The 16,461-nt window shown below is 40.1% G+C and carries 30 protein-coding genes; all 30 read left to right on the top strand.

From position 1 onward, the window contains the following. Positions 1-123 precede the first annotated feature (123 nt). The 30 genes from AC4HAJ_RS07830 (at position 124) to rplQ (ending at position 15,731) form a co-directional block, all read left to right on the top strand. Positions 124-912 carry an acetoin reductase gene (locus tag AC4HAJ_RS07830; protein WP_491079612.1) on the top strand — a complete coding sequence of 263 codons (789 nt, stop codon included), beginning with the start codon at positions 124-126 and terminating at the stop codon, positions 910-912. Between the two features lie 280 nt (positions 913-1,192). Beyond that, complete coding sequence (rpsJ, locus tag AC4HAJ_RS07825; RefSeq protein WP_002959404.1) at positions 1,193-1,501, top strand: 30S ribosomal protein S10; 309 nt, start codon at positions 1,193-1,195, stop codon at positions 1,499-1,501. 189 nt (positions 1,502-1,690) lie between these two features. Continuing rightward, positions 1,691-2,317, top strand: coding sequence for a 50S ribosomal protein L3 (rplC, locus tag AC4HAJ_RS07820; protein WP_491079611.1), 627 nt, complete (start codon positions 1,691-1,693; stop codon positions 2,315-2,317). 24 nt (positions 2,318-2,341) lie between these two features. Further along, positions 2,342-2,965 (top strand): 50S ribosomal protein L4, encoded by a 624-nt coding sequence (gene rplD, locus AC4HAJ_RS07815; RefSeq protein WP_491079610.1) that lies wholly within the window; start codon positions 2,342-2,344, stop codon positions 2,963-2,965. Then, a complete protein-coding gene (locus AC4HAJ_RS07810) occupies positions 2,965-3,264 on the top strand; it encodes a 50S ribosomal protein L23 (RefSeq protein WP_491079609.1) in 300 nt (99 codons plus the stop codon). The genes rplD and AC4HAJ_RS07810 overlap by 1 nt, the downstream gene beginning before the upstream one ends. 18 nt (positions 3,265-3,282) lie before the next feature. Beyond that, complete coding sequence (rplB, locus tag AC4HAJ_RS07805; protein ID WP_491079608.1) at positions 3,283-4,116, top strand: 50S ribosomal protein L2; 834 nt, start codon at positions 3,283-3,285, stop codon at positions 4,114-4,116. Between the two features lie 83 nt (positions 4,117-4,199). After that, positions 4,200-4,478, top strand: a complete 279-nt coding sequence (gene rpsS / locus AC4HAJ_RS07800) for a 30S ribosomal protein S19 (RefSeq protein WP_491079607.1) — start codon at positions 4,200-4,202, stop codon at positions 4,476-4,478. Positions 4,479-4,493: 15 nt separating this feature from the next. Further along, positions 4,494-4,838, top strand: a complete 345-nt coding sequence (gene rplV / locus AC4HAJ_RS07795) for a 50S ribosomal protein L22 (protein WP_380431484.1) — start codon at positions 4,494-4,496, stop codon at positions 4,836-4,838. Between the two features lie 12 nt (positions 4,839-4,850). Beyond that, complete coding sequence (gene rpsC, locus AC4HAJ_RS07790) at positions 4,851-5,504, top strand: 30S ribosomal protein S3 (RefSeq protein ID WP_491079606.1); 654 nt, start codon at positions 4,851-4,853, stop codon at positions 5,502-5,504. A 3-nt stretch (positions 5,505-5,507) separates the two neighbouring features. Then, positions 5,508-5,921: a 50S ribosomal protein L16 gene (gene rplP, locus AC4HAJ_RS07785; RefSeq protein ID WP_491079605.1), complete on the top strand. Its 414-nt coding sequence runs from the start codon at positions 5,508-5,510 to the stop codon at positions 5,919-5,921. Between the two features lie 9 nt (positions 5,922-5,930). After that, complete coding sequence (gene rpmC / locus AC4HAJ_RS07780) at positions 5,931-6,137, top strand: 50S ribosomal protein L29 (RefSeq protein WP_491079604.1); 207 nt, start codon at positions 5,931-5,933, stop codon at positions 6,135-6,137. 26 nt (positions 6,138-6,163) lie between these two features. Further along, positions 6,164-6,424, top strand: coding sequence for a 30S ribosomal protein S17 (rpsQ, locus tag AC4HAJ_RS07775; RefSeq protein WP_491079603.1), 261 nt, complete (start codon positions 6,164-6,166; stop codon positions 6,422-6,424). 24 nt (positions 6,425-6,448) lie between these two features. Next, complete coding sequence (gene rplN / locus AC4HAJ_RS07770) at positions 6,449-6,817, top strand: 50S ribosomal protein L14 (RefSeq protein WP_491079602.1); 369 nt, start codon at positions 6,449-6,451, stop codon at positions 6,815-6,817. Between the two features lie 91 nt (positions 6,818-6,908). Continuing rightward, entirely contained in the window at positions 6,909-7,214 is a 306-nt protein-coding gene (gene rplX / locus AC4HAJ_RS07765; protein ID WP_491079601.1) for a 50S ribosomal protein L24, read from the top strand. Positions 7,215-7,241: 27 nt separating this feature from the next. Continuing rightward, on the top strand, positions 7,242-7,784 hold the full coding sequence (gene rplE / locus AC4HAJ_RS07760) for a 50S ribosomal protein L5 (protein ID WP_491079600.1): 543 nt from the start codon (positions 7,242-7,244) through the stop codon (positions 7,782-7,784). A gap of 20 nt (positions 7,785-7,804) precedes the next feature. Next, positions 7,805-7,990: a type Z 30S ribosomal protein S14 gene (locus AC4HAJ_RS07755; protein WP_002959375.1), complete on the top strand. Its 186-nt coding sequence runs from the start codon at positions 7,805-7,807 to the stop codon at positions 7,988-7,990. 162 nt (positions 7,991-8,152) lie between these two features. Further along, entirely contained in the window at positions 8,153-8,551 is a 399-nt protein-coding gene (gene rpsH / locus AC4HAJ_RS07750) for a 30S ribosomal protein S8 (protein ID WP_491079599.1), read from the top strand. Positions 8,552-8,754: 203 nt separating this feature from the next. Continuing rightward, on the top strand, positions 8,755-9,291 hold the full coding sequence (gene rplF / locus AC4HAJ_RS07745) for a 50S ribosomal protein L6 (protein ID WP_491079598.1): 537 nt from the start codon (positions 8,755-8,757) through the stop codon (positions 9,289-9,291). 101 nt (positions 9,292-9,392) lie between these two features. Next, positions 9,393-9,749 (top strand): 50S ribosomal protein L18, encoded by a 357-nt coding sequence (gene rplR, locus AC4HAJ_RS07740; RefSeq protein WP_003001342.1) that lies wholly within the window; start codon positions 9,393-9,395, stop codon positions 9,747-9,749. A gap of 18 nt (positions 9,750-9,767) precedes the next feature. Then, positions 9,768-10,262, top strand: coding sequence for a 30S ribosomal protein S5 (gene rpsE, locus AC4HAJ_RS07735; protein ID WP_491079597.1), 495 nt, complete (start codon positions 9,768-9,770; stop codon positions 10,260-10,262). Positions 10,263-10,276: 14 nt separating this feature from the next. After that, complete coding sequence (gene rpmD / locus AC4HAJ_RS07730; RefSeq protein ID WP_491079596.1) at positions 10,277-10,456, top strand: 50S ribosomal protein L30; 180 nt, start codon at positions 10,277-10,279, stop codon at positions 10,454-10,456. Positions 10,457-10,583: 127 nt separating this feature from the next. Further along, positions 10,584-11,024 carry a 50S ribosomal protein L15 gene (rplO, locus tag AC4HAJ_RS07725; RefSeq protein ID WP_491079595.1) on the top strand — a complete coding sequence of 147 codons (441 nt, stop codon included), beginning with the start codon at positions 10,584-10,586 and terminating at the stop codon, positions 11,022-11,024. Positions 11,025-11,039: 15 nt separating this feature from the next. Beyond that, positions 11,040-12,344 carry a preprotein translocase subunit SecY gene (gene secY / locus AC4HAJ_RS07720; RefSeq protein ID WP_491079594.1) on the top strand — a complete coding sequence of 435 codons (1,305 nt, stop codon included), beginning with the start codon at positions 11,040-11,042 and terminating at the stop codon, positions 12,342-12,344. Between the two features lie 92 nt (positions 12,345-12,436). Beyond that, positions 12,437-13,075, top strand: a complete 639-nt coding sequence (locus AC4HAJ_RS07715; RefSeq protein ID WP_491079593.1) for an adenylate kinase — start codon at positions 12,437-12,439, stop codon at positions 13,073-13,075. A gap of 116 nt (positions 13,076-13,191) precedes the next feature. Continuing rightward, the gene (gene infA / locus AC4HAJ_RS07710; RefSeq protein ID WP_001040189.1) at positions 13,192-13,410 is read left to right on the top strand and encodes a translation initiation factor IF-1; all 219 of its coding nucleotides are present in this window, start codon (positions 13,192-13,194) and stop codon (positions 13,408-13,410) included. 25 nt (positions 13,411-13,435) lie between these two features. Continuing rightward, positions 13,436-13,552: a 50S ribosomal protein L36 gene (gene rpmJ / locus AC4HAJ_RS07705; RefSeq protein ID WP_002959355.1), complete on the top strand. Its 117-nt coding sequence runs from the start codon at positions 13,436-13,438 to the stop codon at positions 13,550-13,552. 17 nt (positions 13,553-13,569) lie between these two features. Then, on the top strand, positions 13,570-13,935 hold the full coding sequence (gene rpsM, locus AC4HAJ_RS07700) for a 30S ribosomal protein S13 (RefSeq protein WP_491079592.1): 366 nt from the start codon (positions 13,570-13,572) through the stop codon (positions 13,933-13,935). A gap of 16 nt (positions 13,936-13,951) precedes the next feature. Beyond that, complete coding sequence (gene rpsK / locus AC4HAJ_RS07695; protein ID WP_491079591.1) at positions 13,952-14,335, top strand: 30S ribosomal protein S11; 384 nt, start codon at positions 13,952-13,954, stop codon at positions 14,333-14,335. A 53-nt stretch (positions 14,336-14,388) separates the two neighbouring features. Next, complete coding sequence (locus tag AC4HAJ_RS07690) at positions 14,389-15,324, top strand: DNA-directed RNA polymerase subunit alpha (RefSeq protein WP_491079590.1); 936 nt, start codon at positions 14,389-14,391, stop codon at positions 15,322-15,324. A 20-nt stretch (positions 15,325-15,344) separates the two neighbouring features. Continuing rightward, positions 15,345-15,731 (top strand): 50S ribosomal protein L17, encoded by a 387-nt coding sequence (rplQ, locus tag AC4HAJ_RS07685; protein ID WP_491079589.1) that lies wholly within the window; start codon positions 15,345-15,347, stop codon positions 15,729-15,731. Positions 15,732-16,461: the final 730 nt, after the last annotated feature.

Here is a 16,461-nt window from a genome sequence, read left to right as displayed (position 1 = left end):
GGCTTCGCTTAGCGATTGACAGCGCTTCCTATAATGTATAAAATGGCGGTGTAAAGGTTGTTGAACAGTGCCGTGGGAAGTTTTTAAACTTGTCTCCGGCACTAAAATGAAAGGAGTGTTATTATGACAGTTGAAACTCGTGTCGCAGTTGTTACAGGTGGAGGTCGAGGAATCGGGCAGGGCATTGTTAGTCAGCTTTGCCAAGATGGATTTGCAGTTATTGTTGCGGATTTAGATGAAGCGGTTGCTAAGGCGACAGCTGATGAAATGACTTCCCGAGGTTATAAAGCAAGTTTTGTTGTTGGCGATGTTTCTAAAAAGGAAGACCACTCTAAATTTGTTGAAAAGGCAGTTTCAGAGTTTGGCCGATTAGATGTCTATGTCAATAATGCTGGAATTGCTCAAATTAAAACACTTCAAGAAGAAACTGAGGAAGAATTGGACAAGATTTTCAGAATCAATGTTTTTGGTACTCTGTTTGGGATTCAGGCAGCAACAGAACAATTTCGCAAACAAAATGATGGAGAAAAAATTCGTAAGATTATCAATGCTTCCAGTATAGCTGGTCACGTTGCGTTTGATCTTTTGGGTGCTTACTCTTCTACTAAGTTTGCTGTTCGTGGGCTAACGCAAGCGGCTGCGAAAGAATTGGGACAAGAGCATATAACAGTTAATGCCTACTGTCCAGGCATTGTCGGAACTGATATGTGGGACCTGATTGATGAAAAGATGGTTGAACTTAAAGGGGGACAAAAGGGTCAATACTTAGAGCAATATTCTAAGATGATTACCATGGGCCGTGTACAAACACCAGCTGATGTTGCCAACTACGTTTCTTATTTAGCATCGACTAAGTCGGATTATATGACCGGTCAATCCGTTCAGATAGACGGAGGTATCCAATTTATTTAAGGCGACACTCATTATTGGGAGAGTCAAACTGTTCAGAGAGCTCTAATGGAGCTCTTTTTGATTTTTATAGGGAGCTTAAAAGTACTTATAATAGTAATTAAAAGAGGTGAAAAAGCTTGTCAAGCGTTGGTATTTATGTTAATATACTATGGTGCTGTAAATTACAGCTCTTAGCTATGATACAAGAGGTTGCGACACGCTCGGCTGCATTGCCACGCGGCTGCGTATCGGTTTTCTTGAGGAGCTAGCCTATTATCGTAAATAGACGAGAGGAGAAAAGATGGCAAATAAAAAAATTCGTATCCGCTTGAAAGCATATGAACATCGTACGCTGGATACTGCGGCAGAAAAAATCGTAGAAACTGCAACTCGTACGGGCGCATCCGTTGCCGGTCCAATTCCGTTGCCTACCGAACGTAGTCTCTACACTGTTATTCGTGCGACTCACAAATATAAAGATTCGCGTGAACAATTTGAAATGCGTACTCACAAACGTCTTATTGACATTGTGAATCCTACGCAAAAAACTGTTGATGCTCTGATGAAGTTAGATCTTCCAAGTGGTGTCAATGTTGAAATCAAACTTTAATTTGATTTCAAATAAATTGAGCACAGGCTAAACTCTGTGCAAAAAAAGATAAATCTTCTTAGAAACAAACGTTTCTTTGTCAGATTTCCTATTTTTGCGATGAGTTTGACGTCTTTTGCATCTTAATCTGAGCATGAAAAACGCTCGTTAAAAACTTTTTAAAAAATAAAGTAAAGGAAATATTTTCTCATGACAAAAGGAATCTTAGGGAAAAAAGTGGGAATGACTCAGATCTTCACTGAATCAGGCGAATTCATCCCTGTAACAGTCATCGAAGCGGCGCCAAATGTGGTTCTTCAAGTAAAAACTGTTGAAACAGATGGTTATGCAGCTGTTCAAGTTGGTTTTGATGACAAGCGTGAAGTATTGAGTAACAAACCTGCCCAAGGTCACGTAGCAAAGGCTAATACGGCTCCTAAGCGCTTCATTCGTGAATTCAAAAACATTGAAGGCTTGGAAGTTGGTTCAGAACTTACTGTTGAACAATTCGAAGCAGGAGATGTTGTTGATGTAACAGGTACAACTAAAGGTAAAGGTTTCCAAGGTGCTATCAAGCGTCATGGGCAATCTCGTGGGCCTATGGCGCATGGTTCTCGTTACCATCGTCGTCCTGGTTCAATGGGACCTGTTGCACCTAACCGTGTGTTTAAAAACAAACACTTGGCTGGGCGTATGGGTGGCAATCGTGTGACTATTCAAAATCTTGAAGTTGCACAAGTTGTACCAGAGAAAAATGTTATCTTGATTAAAGGTAATGTACCGGGTGCTAAGAAATCTCTTATCACTATCAAAACTGCAGTGAAATCTGCTAAATAATGAGAAAGGAGAAAAACAGTTAAAATGGCAAACGTAAAACTATTTGACCAAACTGGTAAAGAGGTAAGCACAGTTGAATTGAACGATGCTATCTTTGGCATTGAGCCAAACGAATCTGTAGTGTTCGATGTAATTATTAGCCAACGTGCTAGCCTTCGCCAAGGTACTCATGCGGTTAAAAACCGTTCAGCAGTATCTGGCGGCGGTCGTAAACCATGGCGCCAAAAAGGTACTGGGCGTGCTCGTCAAGGATCGATCCGCTCTCCACAATGGCGTGGTGGTGGTGTTGTTTTTGGTCCAACACCTCGCTCGTATGCTTACAAATTCCCGCAAAAAGTTCGTCGCCTTGCGCTGAAATCAGTGTTGTCAGCAAAAGTAGCTGATGAAAAGTTTGTTGCAGTTGATGCACTTAGCTTCGCTGCACCAAAAACAGCTGAATTTGCTAAGGTGCTTAGTGCGCTTAGCATCGATTCAAAAGTTCTTGTTGTTGTAGAAGAAGAAAATGAATTTGCTGCTTTATCAGCTCGTAACATCCCTAATGTAACGGTTGCTACAGCAACTACAGCGAGTGTTCTTGATATTGCGAATGCGGATAAACTTCTTATTACTAAAGAGGCGATCTCTACCATTGAGGAGGTTCTTGCATAATGAATTTGTATGACGTAATCAAAAAGCCAGTCATCACCGAAAAAACAATGGTGGAACTTGAAGCTGGTAAATATACATTTGAAGTTGACACACGTGCGCACAAACTCCTGATCAAACAAGCTGTCGAAGCTGCGTTTGATGGTGTTAAGGTAGCTAGTGTTAACACTGTAAATGTGAAGCCAAAAGAAAAACGCATGGGTCGTTATGTTGGCTTTACAAGTAAAACAAAAAAAGCAATCATCACTCTTACTGCTGATTCTAAAGCTATCGAGTTGTTTGCTGCGGCAGAAGCCGAATAATCTAAGGAGGAATCAATCGTGGGTATTAAAGTATATAAACCAACGACAAACGGTCGTCGTAACATGACTTCTTTGGATTTTTCTGAAATCACAACAAACACTCCTGAGAAATCATTGTTGGCACCGCTTAGCAAAACTGCTGGCCGTAACAACAACGGTCGTATTACAGTTCGCCACCACGGTGGTGGACATAAGCGTCATTATCGTGTTATCGACTTCAAGCGTAACAAAGATGATGTTGAAGCAGTTGTTAAAACAATCGAATATGATCCAAATCGTACTGCAAACATCGCTCTTGTACACTACACCGATGGTGTAAAAGCCTATATCATCGCTCCTAAGGGTCTTGAAGTGGGACAACGTATTGTCTCTGGGCCAGAAGCAGATATCAAGGTTGGTAATGCGCTACCACTTGCAAATATCCCAGTAGGTACTGTTATTCATAATATTGAACTGAAACCTGGTAAGGGAGGAGAACTGGTACGTGCTGCTGGTACGTCTGCTCAAGTGCTTGGTCAAGAAGGTAAGTATGTTCTTGTTCGCTTGCAGTCAGGTGAGGTTCGTATGATTCTTGCTACTTGCCGTGCTACTATTGGTACTGTGGGGAACGAGCAACAATCGCTTGTAAACCTCGGTAAAGCAGGTCGTAGCCGTTGGAAAGGTATTCGTCCAACTGTTCGTGGTTCTGTAATGAACCCTAACGATCACCCGCACGGTGGTGGTGAAGGTAAAGCTCCGGTTGGTCGTAAATCACCATCAACTCCATGGGGTAAACCTGCTCTTGGTCTTAAAACTCGTAGCAAAAAAGCGAAATCTGACAAACTGATTGTTCGTCGTCGTAACGAGAAATAATATTAAAATCATCCGCCAGCTCGGTAGTGCGAAGATCATTCCACAAGCCGCTGTGGTTAATTATTAAAGGAGAAATAAATAACATGGGACGCAGTCTTAAAAAAGGACCTTTCGTCGATGAGCATTTGATGAAAAAAGTCGAAGCTCAAGCTAACGAAGAAAAGAAAAAAGTTATCAAAACTTGGTCTCGTCGCTCAACGATCTTTCCAAGTTTTATCGGTTACACTATCGCTGTGTATGATGGTCGTAAACATGTACCAGTTTACATCCAAGAAGACATGGTAGGTCACAAGCTTGGTGAATTTGCACCAACTCGTACTTACAAAGGTCACGCAGCAGACGATAAGAAAACACGTCGTTAATAGGAGGAGGACACAATGGCAGAAATTACTTCAGCTAAAGCAATGGCTCGTACAGTGCGTGTTTCACCTCGTAAAACACGTCTTGTTCTTGATCTTATCCGTGGTAAGAACGTTGCCGATGCAATTGCAATCTTAAAATTCACACCAAACAAAGCTGCACGCATAGTTGAGAAAACTCTTAACTCTGCAATCGCAAATGCTGAAAATAACTTTGGTTTGGAAAAAGCTAACTTGGTAGTATCTGAAACTTTTGCAAATGAAGGACCAACTATGAAACGTTTCCGTCCACGTGCCAAAGGATCAGCTTCACCAATTAATAAACGTACAACTCATGTCACTGTAGTTGTCGCAGAAAAATAAGGAGGTAAAATCGTGGGTCAAAAAGTACATCCAATTGGTATGCGCGTCGGAATCATCCGTGATTGGGATGCGAAATGGTATGCTGAAAAAGAATACGCTGATTACCTTCATGAAGATTTGGCAATCCGCAAGTTCATTAATAAAGAATTGGCAGATGCGTCTGTTTCAACTATTGAAATTGAACGCGCTGTAAACAAAGTTATCGTTTCACTTCACACCGCTAAGCCTGGTATGGTTATCGGTAAAGGTGGGTCAAACGTTGATGCCCTTCGTGCTAAATTGAACAAGTTGACTGGTAAACAAGTTCACATCAACATTGTTGAAATCAAAGCACCTGATTTGGACGCACACTTGGTAGGTGAAAATATTGCTCGTCAATTGGAGCAACGTGTTGCCTTCCGTCGTGCACAAAAACAAGCTATCCAACGTTCAATGCGTGCGGGAGCTAAGGGGATTAAGACTCAAGTTTCTGGTCGTTTGAATGGTGCAGATATCGCCCGTGCTGAGGGCTATTCAGAAGGAACTGTTCCTCTTCATACTCTCCGTGCAGATATCGATTATGCTTGGGAAGAAGCAGACACTACTTACGGTAAACTTGGGGTTAAAGTTTGGATCTATCGTGGGGAAGTGCTTCCAGCTCGTAAAAACACTAAAGGAGGCAAATAACAGATGTTAGTACCTAAACGTGTTAAACACCGTCGTGAATTTCGTGGTAAAATGCGCGGTGAAGCAAAAGGTGGTAAGGAAGTTGCATTTGGAGAATTTGGTCTTCAAGCTACAACTAGTCACTGGATCACTAACCGTCAAATTGAGGCTGCCCGTATCGCTATGACGCGTTATATGAAACGTGGTGGTAAAGTTTGGATCAAGATCTTCCCACACAAATCATACACTGCCAAAGCGATCGGTGTACGTATGGGATCTGGTAAAGGTGCGCCAGAAGGTTGGGTAGCACCAGTCAAACGCGGTAAAGTGATGTTTGAAATTGCTGGTGTTCCAGAAGAAGTTGCCCGTGAAGCACTTCGTTTGGCTAGCCATAAATTACCAGTTAAAACTAAATTCGTTAAGCGTGAAGCAGAGTAAGGAGAAGACATGAAACTTAAAGAAATCAAAGAGTTTGTCGCTGAGCTTCGTGGCTTGTCTCAAGAAGAACTTGCTAAGAAGGAAAGTGAACTCAAAAAGGAACTTTTTGACCTTCGTTTCCAAGCAGCTGCAGGTCAGCTTGATCAAACTGCTCGCTTGAATGAAGTTAAAAAACAGATTGCACGTGTTAAAACAGTACAATCTGAAATGAAATAATAGATTGGGAAAGGAGTTTTCAAATAATGGAACGTAATCAACGTAGAACTCTTGTTGGGCGTGTCGTCTCAGACAAGATGGATAAAACGATCACAGTTATAGTTGAAACAAAACGTAACCACCCAGTCTATGGTAAGCGTATCAACTATTCTAAAAAATATAAAGCTCATGATGAAAATAATGTTGCTAAAACAGGTGACATCGTTCGCATCATGGAAACTCGTCCGCTATCAGCTACAAAACATTTCCGTCTTGTAGAAGTCGTTGAAGAAGCTGTTATTATCTAATCAAACTAGAAGGAGACATTTGAAATGATTCAACAAGAAAGTCGCTTGAAAGTTGCTGATAATAGCGGTGCTCGTGAAATCTTGACTATTAAAGTTCTTGGTGGTTCAGGGCGTAAATTCGCTAATATTGGCGACGTAATCGTGGCTACTGTCAAACAAGCTGCGCCTGGTGGAGCAGTTAAAAAAGGTGATGTTGTTAAAGCTGTTATTGTTCGTACAAAATCTGGCGCTCGTCGTCCAGATGGCTCATACATCAAATTTGATGATAATGCTGCGGTATTGATTCGTGATGATAAGACACCTCGTGGGACTCGTATCTTTGGTCCTGTAGCACGTGAATTGCGTGAAGGTGGTTACATGCGTATCGTGTCATTGGCTCCAGAAGTTCTTTAATTTCTGGCTATTTGTAAACAAACTTAGTCCCCTAATTTTAGGTTAGGGTGCCCTGTTGAGGGCGTAAGAAAAATATAGGAGAATAAACTCGATGTTTGTAAAAAAAGGCGATAAAGTTCGCGTTATTGCTGGTAAAGACAAGGGCACTGAAGCTGTCGTTCTTAAAGCTTTGCCAAAAGTTAATAAGGTTGTGGTTGAAGGTGTTGCTATGATTAAAAAACACCAAAAACCTAACAACGAAAACCCTCAAGGAGCTATTATTGAAAAAGAAGCTCCAATCCATGTATCAAACGTTCAAGTCCTTGACAAGAACGGCGTTGCCGGTCGTGTGGGTTATAAATTTGTAGACGGTAAAAAAGTACGCTACAACAAAAAATCAGGCGAAGTGCTTGATTAATCACGAAGGAAAGGAGAAAGAGTGTAAATGGCTAATCGTCTTAAAGAAAAATATACTAACGAAGTAGTTCCTGCTTTGTCAGAAAAATTTAACTACTCATCAATTATGGCCGTACCTAAAGTTGAGAAAATTGTTCTTAATATGGGTGTGGGTGATGCAGTAAATAATGCTAAAAATCTTGAAAAAGCCGCTGCTGAACTAGCTTTGATTTCGGGTCAAAAACCGTTGATTACTAAAGCTAAGAAATCAATTGCCGGCTTCCGCCTTCGTGAAGGTGTAGCTATTGGTGCCAAGGTAACTTTGCGTGGCGAACGCATGTACGAATTCTTGGATAAACTGGTATCAGTATCTCTTCCACGTGTTCGTGACTTCCACGGAGTTCCAACTAAGTCTTTTGATGGACGTGGTAACTACACACTTGGTGTTAAAGAGCAATTGATTTTCCCAGAAATTAACTTTGATGATGTTGATAAAGTACGTGGTATGGACATTGTCATTGTAACGACTGCTAACACTGATGAAGAATCACGTGAATTATTAGCAGGTCTTGGAATGCCTTTTGCTAAATAAAAATAGGAGGTAAAACGTAAATGGCTAAAAAATCTATGATTGCTAAGAACCACCGCAAGGCGAAGTTCTCTACGCAAGCTTATACTCGTTGCGAACGTTGTGGCCGCCCACATTCTGTTTACCGCAAGTTTAAACTTTGCCGTGTTTGCTTCCGTGAGTTGGCTTATAAAGGTCAAATCCCAGGAGTTACTAAAGCTTCTTGGTAATATAAGGTGTAAGAGCGTAAAAGCAGCTGTGATGGAAATGTGATTTGAGAAAAGATCGCTTCGAAAAATCATGTTATTTTGTTGTCGCTGGTTTTTACGACTCTTTGTATCAAATTTTAACTAGCAAGTGAGTTTTCAAACTACTAGTAAGGAGAAAAATAAATGGTTATGACTGACCCAATTGCAGACTTTTTGACACGTATTCGTAATGCTAATCAAGCTCGTCACGATGTTCTTGAAGTTCCTGCATCAAATATCAAAAAAGGCATTGCAGACATTCTTAAACGTGAAGGTTTTGTGAAAAATGTTGAAGTTGTTGAAGATGACAAGCAAGGAATTGTACGTGTATTCTTGAAATATGGACAAAATGGTGAACGTGTCATTACTAACTTGAAACGTATTTCAAAGCCAGGTCTGCGTGTTTATGCTAAGTGCGAAGAACTTCCAAAGGTCCTCAATGGTCTTGGGATTGCTATCATTTCTACATCAGAAGGTCTTTTGACAGATAAGGAAGCTCGTCAAAAGAATGTTGGTGGCGAAGTGCTTGCTTACGTTTGGTAATCTCGTAAGAGGTGCCAGCAAACTTGCTCATTTGAACAAGGCCTAAAATCTGTGTAAAAAAGAAAAACTTTCCTAGAAACTTGAGCTTTTTCTGCGTTAAGTTTGCTATTTTCACTTTGGTTTTGACGCCCTTTTGTATCATGAGCCCCCGTGAAAACTAGTCGCTCGATGCGGCTTGATAATCTAACAGGAGAATTAATAATATGTCACGTATTGGTAATAAAGTTATTACGTTGCCAGCAGGTGTTGAAATCACTAATAATGATAATGTGGTAACTGTTAAAGGACCTAAAGGTGAGTTGACTCGTGCATTCAGCAAGGATATTGAAATTCGTGTTGAAGGTACAGAGATCACACTACACCGTCCAAATGACTCAAAAGAAATGAAAACTATCCACGGAACAACTCGTGCAAATCTTAATAACATGGTTGTCGGAGTTTCTGAAGGATTTAAAAAAGAACTTGAAATGCGTGGTGTCGGTTACCGTGCTCAACTTCAAGGTTCTAAACTTGTACTTTCGGTTGGTAAGTCTCATCAGGATGAAGTCGAAGCGCCTGACAACATTACATTTGAATTGCCAAGCCCAACTCAAATTGTAGTGTCTGGTATTAATAAGGAAGTTGTTGGTCAAACAGCAGCGTATATCCGTGGTCTTCGTTCACCTGAACCATATAAAGGTAAAGGGATTCGCTACGTTGGCGAATACGTTCGTCGTAAAGAAGGTAAAACAGGTAAATAATAGTGTGAACAGCAGGCGATTTTATTGCCTGATTGCTTCATCTATTTTAATAATGAGTTGGCCCAAACTAACTCAAACAAAAAAATTAAGAGGTGAATATTGTGATTTCGAAACCAGATAAAAACAAAATCCGCCAAAAACGCCACCGTCGCGTTCGCGGAAAACTCTCTGGAACTGCTGATCGCCCACGTTTGAACGTTTTCCGTTCTAATACAGGCATCTACGCTCAAGTAATTGATGACGTAGCGGGTGTAACGCTCGCAAGTGCTTCAACTCTTGACAAAGAAGTTTCTAAAGGAACAAAGACAGAACAAGCCGTTGTTGTTGGTAAACTTGTTGCTGAACGCGCAGTAGCTAAAGGTATTTCTGAAGTGGTGTTTGACCGCGGTGGATATCTCTATCACGGACGTGTGAAAGCTTTGGCTGACTCAGCTCGTGAAAACGGATTGAAATTCTAATAGGGAGGACACAAAAACATGGCATTTAAAGACAATGCAATTGAATTTGAAGAACGCGTCGTTGCCATCAACCGAGTTTCTAAAACTGTAAAAGGTGGACGTAACTTGCGTTTTGCAGCACTTGTTGTTGTGGGTGATCGCAATGGACGTGTTGGCTTCGGAACAGGTAAATCTAAAGAAGTACCAGAAGCTATTCGTAAAGCGGTTGATGCTGCTAAGAAGAACTTGATTGAAGTTCCTATGGTTGGAACGACAATCCCTCACGAAGTTTATACTAACTTTGCTGGTGCTCGTGTACTATTGAAACCAGCTGTTGAGGGTTCTGGTGTTGCTGCTGGTGGCGCTGTTCGTGCCGTTGTTGAATTGGCAGGTATTGCTGATGTGACATCTAAATCACTAGGATCAAACACTCCAATCAACATTGTTCGTGCAACTGTAGAAGGTTTGAAACAGTTGAAACGTGCTGATGAAGTAGCTGCACTTCGTGGTATTTCTGTTTCTGATTTAGGCTAAGAAAGGAGATTATTATGGCTCAAATTAAAATTACTTTGACTAAGTCTCCAATCGGCCGTAAGCCAGAACAACGTAAAACAGTTGTGGCTCTTGGACTTAGTAAATTGAATTCATCTGTTGTTAAAGAAGATAACGCTGCTATCCGTGGTATGGTTAATGCTGTTTCTCACTTAGTGACAGTTGAAGAAGCATAATTAATAATAAAGTCGCAGATTCTTCTGCGGCTTAATCTTAAGTTTTAATGCATAGGCGAGTTCTACTTGAGAGTCCTTTTCCCACAAGTAGGGCGCTAGCATTTTGCAAAATAAAGGAGAAAAACAAATGAAACTTCATGATTTGAAACCTGCAGAAGGTTCACGTAAAGTACGCAATCGCGTGGGACGTGGGACATCATCTGGTAATGGTAAAACTGCTGGACGTGGTCAAAAAGGTCAAAAAGCTCGTAGCGGTGGTAGTATCCGCCCAGGGTTTGAAGGTGGACAAACACCATTATTCCGTCGTCTTCCAAAACGTGGTTTTACCAACATCAATGCTAAAGAATATGCTTTGGTGAATTTGGACCAATTGAATGTCTTTGAAGATGGTACAGAAGTGACTCCAGTTATTCTAAAAGAAGCAGGTATTGTTCGTGCTGAAAAATCTGGTGTAAAAGTACTTGGTAACGGTGAATTGACTAAAAAGTTGACTGTTAAAGCAGCTAAATTCTCTAAATCTGCTGAAGCAGCCATCACTGCTAAAGGTGGTTCAGTTGAAGTCATCTAATGAGGAGTATTCCTTATGTTCTTTAAGTTATTATTTGAAGCACTGCGTTTGAAAAATGTTAGGAGAAAAATTCTCTTTACAATTTTCATTATTCTGATTTTCCGCATTGGTGCCCATATAACGGTTCCAGGTGTAGATGCAAAAAGTCTGGAAGATTTAAAAGATCTACCTTTCTTAAATATGCTGAATTTAATCAGTGGTAGTGCTATGGGATCGTTCTCGATTTTTGCGCTAGGTGTTAGTCCTTATATTACCGCCTCTATTGTTGTTCAACTATTACAGATGGATATTTATCCTAAATTTGTAGAGTGGAGTAAGCAAGGGGAAGTTGGTCGTCGTAAGCTTAACCAAGCGACACGATATCTTTCTTTGGTCATTGGGTTGGTCCAGTCAGTGTCTATAACTGCAGGATTTAATATTATTGCCAAGGATGAACTGTTGGCTAATCCTACCCCAAAGACTTTCTTAACAGTTGGGTTAATTTTGACAACTGGTACTGTTATTGTTACGTGGTTGGGTGATCAAATTACGGATAAAGGATTTGGTAATGGTGTTTCCATGATCATTTTCGCAGGGATTATTGCCCAGATACCAGATGCAGTCAGATCGATATACAATGAGTATTTTGTCAACATCGAAGCTGGCAAGATGACCAATTCTTGGATTTATGTTGGCTTGTTGATTCTTGCTGTTTTGGTCATTATTTTCTTCACGACATTTGTTCAGCAAGCTGAATATCAAATTCCTATTCAATATACAAAGTTGGCGCAAGGTGCACCGACAAGTTCGTATTTACCACTGAAGGTTAATCCTGCTGGGGTTATTCCTGTTATCTTTGCCAGTTCGATAACTGCAGCGCCTAGCTCACTTGTTACTTTCTTGCAAAGTACCAATGTAAATGTCCCATGGTTAGGGACGTTACAAAATTGGTTGTCATATCAATCACCAACAGGAATGGTAATGTATGCTGCACTGATTGCTTTATTTTCATTCTTCTATACGTTTGTTCAGGTTAATCCTGAAAAAACAGCAGAAAATCTGCAAAAAAATGCTGCCTATATCCCTAGTGTACGTCCTGGTCGAGAAACTGAGCAGTATCTGTCATCGCTTCTAAAAAAATTGGCAATGATTGGATCGTTGTTCCTTGCATTTGTTGCCTTGGTTCCTATTATTGCTCAGCAGATATTTAATCTATCATCTGCTGTTGCTCTTGGAGGTACCAGCCTTTTGATCCTTATTTCTACAGGAATTGAAGGCATGAAGCAGCTAGAGGGATATCTTCTCAAGAAGAAGTATGTTGGATTTATGAATGCAGAATAGAATATAGGTTGACGATGTCAACCTTTCTATTTTGTTTTTTAATGAGTTTGCCAATGTGCAAACTCATTAAAAAACAAAATAAGGAGATAGAGATGAATCTTTTGATCATGGGCTTACCAGGGGCTGGTAAAGGAACTCAAGCGTCTAAAATTGTTGAAGAATATGGCGTGGTGCACATTTCCACTGGTGATATGTTCCGTTCGGCTATTGCCAATAAAACTGATCTTGGTTTGTTGGCAAAATCCTATATGGATAAGGGAGACCTTGTTCCTGATGAAGTTACTAATGGTATTGTTAAAGATAGATTATCACAATCCGATATCAAAGAAAGTGGCTTTCTTCTGGACGGTTATCCACGTACACTTGAGCAAGCACAAGTTTTAGATGAGATTTTGAAAGAATTGGATCTAAAGTTAGATGCTGTCATCAATATTGAAATTGAATCAAGTAAATTGGTTGAACGATTGAGTGGTCGGATCATTAACCGTAAAACAGGTGAAACCTATCATAAGGTGTTTAATCCACCTGCAAATTATAACGAAGAAGATTACTATCAGCGAGAAGATGATAAGCCTGAAGCTGTGAAACGTCGTCTAGAGGTTAATATTGCTCAAGGAGAGCCAATTATTAAACATTATCGCACAAAGAATATCGTTAAAGATATTGAAGGAGACCAAGAGATTGATATGGTTTTTAGTGCTATCAAGGCAGCACTTTCAACCGTAAAATAATTGACTATCAGACTTGCACAAGCCTAGGAGTTGTGCTATTATAAACTAGTCTGACTTATAATTGTTACTCCTGTGTATTCAGGAGAATCTTATCGAAATTTAGGGGGTACTTTTGCGTGGCAAAAGAAGATGTGATTGAAATAGAAGGTAAAGTTGTAGAGACGATGCCAAACGCAATGTTTACAGTTGAGCTTGAAAATGGGCATCAAATTTTAGCAACTGTTTCTGGCAAGATTCGTAAGAATTATATTCGTATTCTTGTTGGGGACCGAGTGACTGTTGAGATGAGCCCATATGACTTGACTCGTGGACGAATCACATACCGCTTTAAATAATCGAAATACTTGGAGGGATTAAGATATGAAGGTAAGACCATCGGTTAAACCAATTTGCGAATATTGTAAAGTTATTCGCCGCAACGGTCGTGTTATGGTTATTTGTCCATCAAATCCAAAGCACAAGCAACGTCAAGGATAAGATAGAAAGGAGAAAAAATGGCTCGTATTGCTGGAGTTGATATTCCAAATGATAAGCGCGTAGTAGTTTCGCTAACTTATATATACGGAATCGGATTGACAACATCACAAAAAATCTTAGCCGCAGCAGGTGTCTCAGAAGATATCCGCGTTAAAGATTTGACGACTGATCAAGAAGATGCTATTCGTCGTGAAGTTGATGGTATTAAGGTTGAAGGTGATCTTCGTCGTGAAGTGAATATGAACATCAAACGTTTGATGGAGATTGGTTCATATCGCGGTATCCGTCATCGTCGTGGACTTCCTGTTCGCGGACAAAATACTAAAAACAACGCTCGCACTCGTAAAGGTAAAGCCGTAGCGATTGCTGGTAAGAAAAAATAAAATAGGAGGTAAATAAATGCCTAAACCAACACGTAAACGTCGCGTGAAGAAAAACATCGAAACTGGTGTTGCTCATATTCATGCTACATTCAATAACACTATTGTTATGATTACAGATGTGCATGGTAATGCAATTGCATGGTCTTCTGCTGGGGCACTGGGATTTAAGGGTTCTCGTAAATCTACACCTTTTGCTGCTCAAATGGCATCAGAAGCTGCAGCAAAATCTGCACAAGAACACGGTCTTAAGTCAGTAGAGGTTACAGTTAAGGGTCCTGGTTCAGGTCGTGAGTCTGCTATCCGTGCTTTGGCAGCAGCTGGTCTTGAAGTAACAGCTATTCGTGATGTTACTCCAGTTCCTCATAACGGTGCTCGTCCTCCAAAACGTCGTCGTGTATAATCTGTATCTGATTTACTGACCGTACACTAGATCGTTTTGAGGGAGTATTTTATATGATTGAGTTTGAAAAACCAACTATAACAAAAATTGATGAAAATAAAGATTATGGCCGATTTGTAATCGAACCGCTTGAACGCGGTTACGGTACAACATTGGGTAATTCACTTCGTCGTGTGCTCTTGTCTTCACTCCCAGGTGCAGCAGTTACATCAATCAATATTGATGGCGTACTTCATGAGTTTGACACCATTCCAGGAGTTCGCGAGGATGTGATGCAAATTATTCTTAATGTGAAAGGATTGGCTGTAAAATCTTATGTAGAGGAAGAAAAAACGATTGAGCTTGATGTGCAAGGTCCAGCTGAAGTAACAGCAGGAGATATCTTGACAGATAGTGATATTGAAATTGTAAATCCTGATCACTACCTTTTCACTATAGCTGAGGGATATAGTTTTAAAGCATCATTGAATGTTGCAACAAAAAGGGGTTATGTTCCTGCTGATGAAAATAAAACTGAAAACGCTCCGATTGGAACGCTTGCCGTAGATTCAATCTACACTCCAGTGAAAAAGGTTAACTATCAAGTTGAACCGGCTCGTGTCGGCAGCAATGATGGTTTTGATAAATTAACAATTGAAATTATGACGAATGGAACAATTATCCCAGAGGATGCATTAGGTCTATCTGCTAGGGTGCTCATGGAACATTTGAACCTATTTACTGATCTAACTGAAATTGCTAAGACAACTGAAGTTATGAAAGAAGTGGAGACGGTTTCAAACGATCAAATCTTAGATCGTACAATTGAGGAAATTGATTTATCTGTTCGTTCATATAACTGTTTGAAGCGTGCTGGAATTAATACTGTGCATGATCTTACTGAAAAAACAGAACCTGAGATGATGAAAGTTCGTAACTTGGGGCGTAAGAGCCTCGAAGAAGTTAAATTGAAACTTGCAGAACTCGGTCTTAGTTTGAAAAATGACTAAATAAAAAAGAGGAGGATAAGATGGCTTACCGTAAATTAGGACGTACAAGCTCGCAGCGTAAAGCTGTACTTCGTGATCTTACAACTGATTTGTTGATTAATGAATCGATTGTGACAACTGAAGCTCGTGCGAAAGAAGTTCGTAAAACTGCTGAGAAAATGATTAGCCTTGGAAAGCGTGGCGACTTGCACTCACGTCGTCAAGCAGCAGCGTTTGTTCGCAATGAAATTGCAGCTGAGAGCTACAATGAAGAAACTGATGAATATGTTTCAACCACAGTTCTTCAAAAGCTTTTTGGTGAAATTGCATCACGTTACACAGACCGTGATGGAGGCTACACACGAATTCTGAAAACAGAACCACGCCGTGGAGACGCAGCTCCTATGGCAATTATTGAACTTGTATAATTTTTATCAATTTTGTTGAGTGTTATGATGATGGGTAATATTTTTTGCCTTAGTCTAGCTCTGGTCTACCGCTAAGGATAACCTTAGCGGGAACACTCATCATAATGTATGAAGGAAGTCAAGCATGTAACGCTTGTTTACGAAATAGTATTTAATCAAATATTATTTCGCAAACAGGCGTTTGTTAGTCTCATTGTCAACTGTAGTTGATGTCTTATAGCTAAACAAAGGAGGAAGCAATTTTGTCTCCTCTTTTGTCGTGTTTGAAGCGAGTTATTGGTGTTATTGAATTTCTTTTTAGCATCTGACTTAAAGTTGGAATACAATGGTGTGGTGTGTCTTGTAGGTTAGATATCCTAAAAAAAGTTAAGTATGCTCTTAAAAAAGAAAGATGGGTAATTATAATAGCCTTTTAACTATAGAGATTGATTTGATACCTATCTAGGTATACTTTAGCTATTATGAAATTCTTTGGTGTCTTAGAGTAAAAAGTATCAAGACAGTTTCGTGTGGTGTTGGAGGATTTATAAAAGCGAAATAGTTTTGAGTGAGATGCTTTTCCTTTGCCATTGATACTAGCAATTATTAAATTCATAGTTCCAAATTTTTCCCGCGTTGTAAAATGAAGTGCAACACAAAAGACATGTTCGTCTGATATACTAGAATCCTCCAACTCAGTATAGAAAGCAGATGAACATGTCCACTAATTATTCTACCAAAAAGTCGCGTT

Source organism: Streptococcus sp. ALY_211, from assembly GCF_058314555.1.
This window is presented reverse-complemented; position numbering and strand designations above follow the sequence as displayed.

Excerpts from the sequence above, each read along its gene's own strand:
- AC4HAJ_RS07830 (WP_491079612.1), top strand. The coding sequence starts at position 124 with ATGACAGTTGAAACTCGTGTCGCAGTTGTTACAGGTGGAGGTCGAGGA.
- rpsJ (WP_002959404.1), top strand. The coding sequence starts at position 1,193 with ATGGCAAATAAAAAAATTCGTATCCGCTTGAAAGCATATGAACATCGT.
- rplC (WP_491079611.1), top strand. The coding sequence starts at position 1,691 with ATGACAAAAGGAATCTTAGGGAAAAAAGTGGGAATGACTCAGATCTTC.
- rplD (WP_491079610.1), top strand. The coding sequence starts at position 2,342 with ATGGCAAACGTAAAACTATTTGACCAAACTGGTAAAGAGGTAAGCACA.
- AC4HAJ_RS07810 (WP_491079609.1), top strand. The coding sequence starts at position 2,965 with ATGAATTTGTATGACGTAATCAAAAAGCCAGTCATCACCGAAAAAACA.
- rpsS (WP_491079607.1), top strand. The coding sequence starts at position 4,200 with ATGGGACGCAGTCTTAAAAAAGGACCTTTCGTCGATGAGCATTTGATG.
- rplV (WP_380431484.1), top strand. The coding sequence starts at position 4,494 with ATGGCAGAAATTACTTCAGCTAAAGCAATGGCTCGTACAGTGCGTGTT.
- rplP (WP_491079605.1), top strand. The coding sequence starts at position 5,508 with ATGTTAGTACCTAAACGTGTTAAACACCGTCGTGAATTTCGTGGTAAA.
- rpmC (WP_491079604.1), top strand. The coding sequence starts at position 5,931 with ATGAAACTTAAAGAAATCAAAGAGTTTGTCGCTGAGCTTCGTGGCTTG.
- rpsQ (WP_491079603.1), top strand. The coding sequence starts at position 6,164 with ATGGAACGTAATCAACGTAGAACTCTTGTTGGGCGTGTCGTCTCAGAC.
- rplN (WP_491079602.1), top strand. The coding sequence starts at position 6,449 with ATGATTCAACAAGAAAGTCGCTTGAAAGTTGCTGATAATAGCGGTGCT.
- rplX (WP_491079601.1), top strand. The coding sequence starts at position 6,909 with ATGTTTGTAAAAAAAGGCGATAAAGTTCGCGTTATTGCTGGTAAAGAC.
- rplE (WP_491079600.1), top strand. The coding sequence starts at position 7,242 with ATGGCTAATCGTCTTAAAGAAAAATATACTAACGAAGTAGTTCCTGCT.
- AC4HAJ_RS07755 (WP_002959375.1), top strand. The coding sequence starts at position 7,805 with ATGGCTAAAAAATCTATGATTGCTAAGAACCACCGCAAGGCGAAGTTC.
- rpsH (WP_491079599.1), top strand. The coding sequence starts at position 8,153 with ATGGTTATGACTGACCCAATTGCAGACTTTTTGACACGTATTCGTAAT.
- rplF (WP_491079598.1), top strand. The coding sequence starts at position 8,755 with ATGTCACGTATTGGTAATAAAGTTATTACGTTGCCAGCAGGTGTTGAA.
- rpsE (WP_491079597.1), top strand. The coding sequence starts at position 9,768 with ATGGCATTTAAAGACAATGCAATTGAATTTGAAGAACGCGTCGTTGCC.
- rpmD (WP_491079596.1), top strand. The coding sequence starts at position 10,277 with ATGGCTCAAATTAAAATTACTTTGACTAAGTCTCCAATCGGCCGTAAG.
- rplO (WP_491079595.1), top strand. The coding sequence starts at position 10,584 with ATGAAACTTCATGATTTGAAACCTGCAGAAGGTTCACGTAAAGTACGC.
- secY (WP_491079594.1), top strand. The coding sequence starts at position 11,040 with ATGTTCTTTAAGTTATTATTTGAAGCACTGCGTTTGAAAAATGTTAGG.
- AC4HAJ_RS07715 (WP_491079593.1), top strand. The coding sequence starts at position 12,437 with ATGAATCTTTTGATCATGGGCTTACCAGGGGCTGGTAAAGGAACTCAA.
- rpmJ (WP_002959355.1), top strand. The coding sequence starts at position 13,436 with ATGAAGGTAAGACCATCGGTTAAACCAATTTGCGAATATTGTAAAGTT.
- rpsM (WP_491079592.1), top strand. The coding sequence starts at position 13,570 with ATGGCTCGTATTGCTGGAGTTGATATTCCAAATGATAAGCGCGTAGTA.
- rpsK (WP_491079591.1), top strand. The coding sequence starts at position 13,952 with ATGCCTAAACCAACACGTAAACGTCGCGTGAAGAAAAACATCGAAACT.
- AC4HAJ_RS07690 (WP_491079590.1), top strand. The coding sequence starts at position 14,389 with ATGATTGAGTTTGAAAAACCAACTATAACAAAAATTGATGAAAATAAA.
- rplQ (WP_491079589.1), top strand. The coding sequence starts at position 15,345 with ATGGCTTACCGTAAATTAGGACGTACAAGCTCGCAGCGTAAAGCTGTA.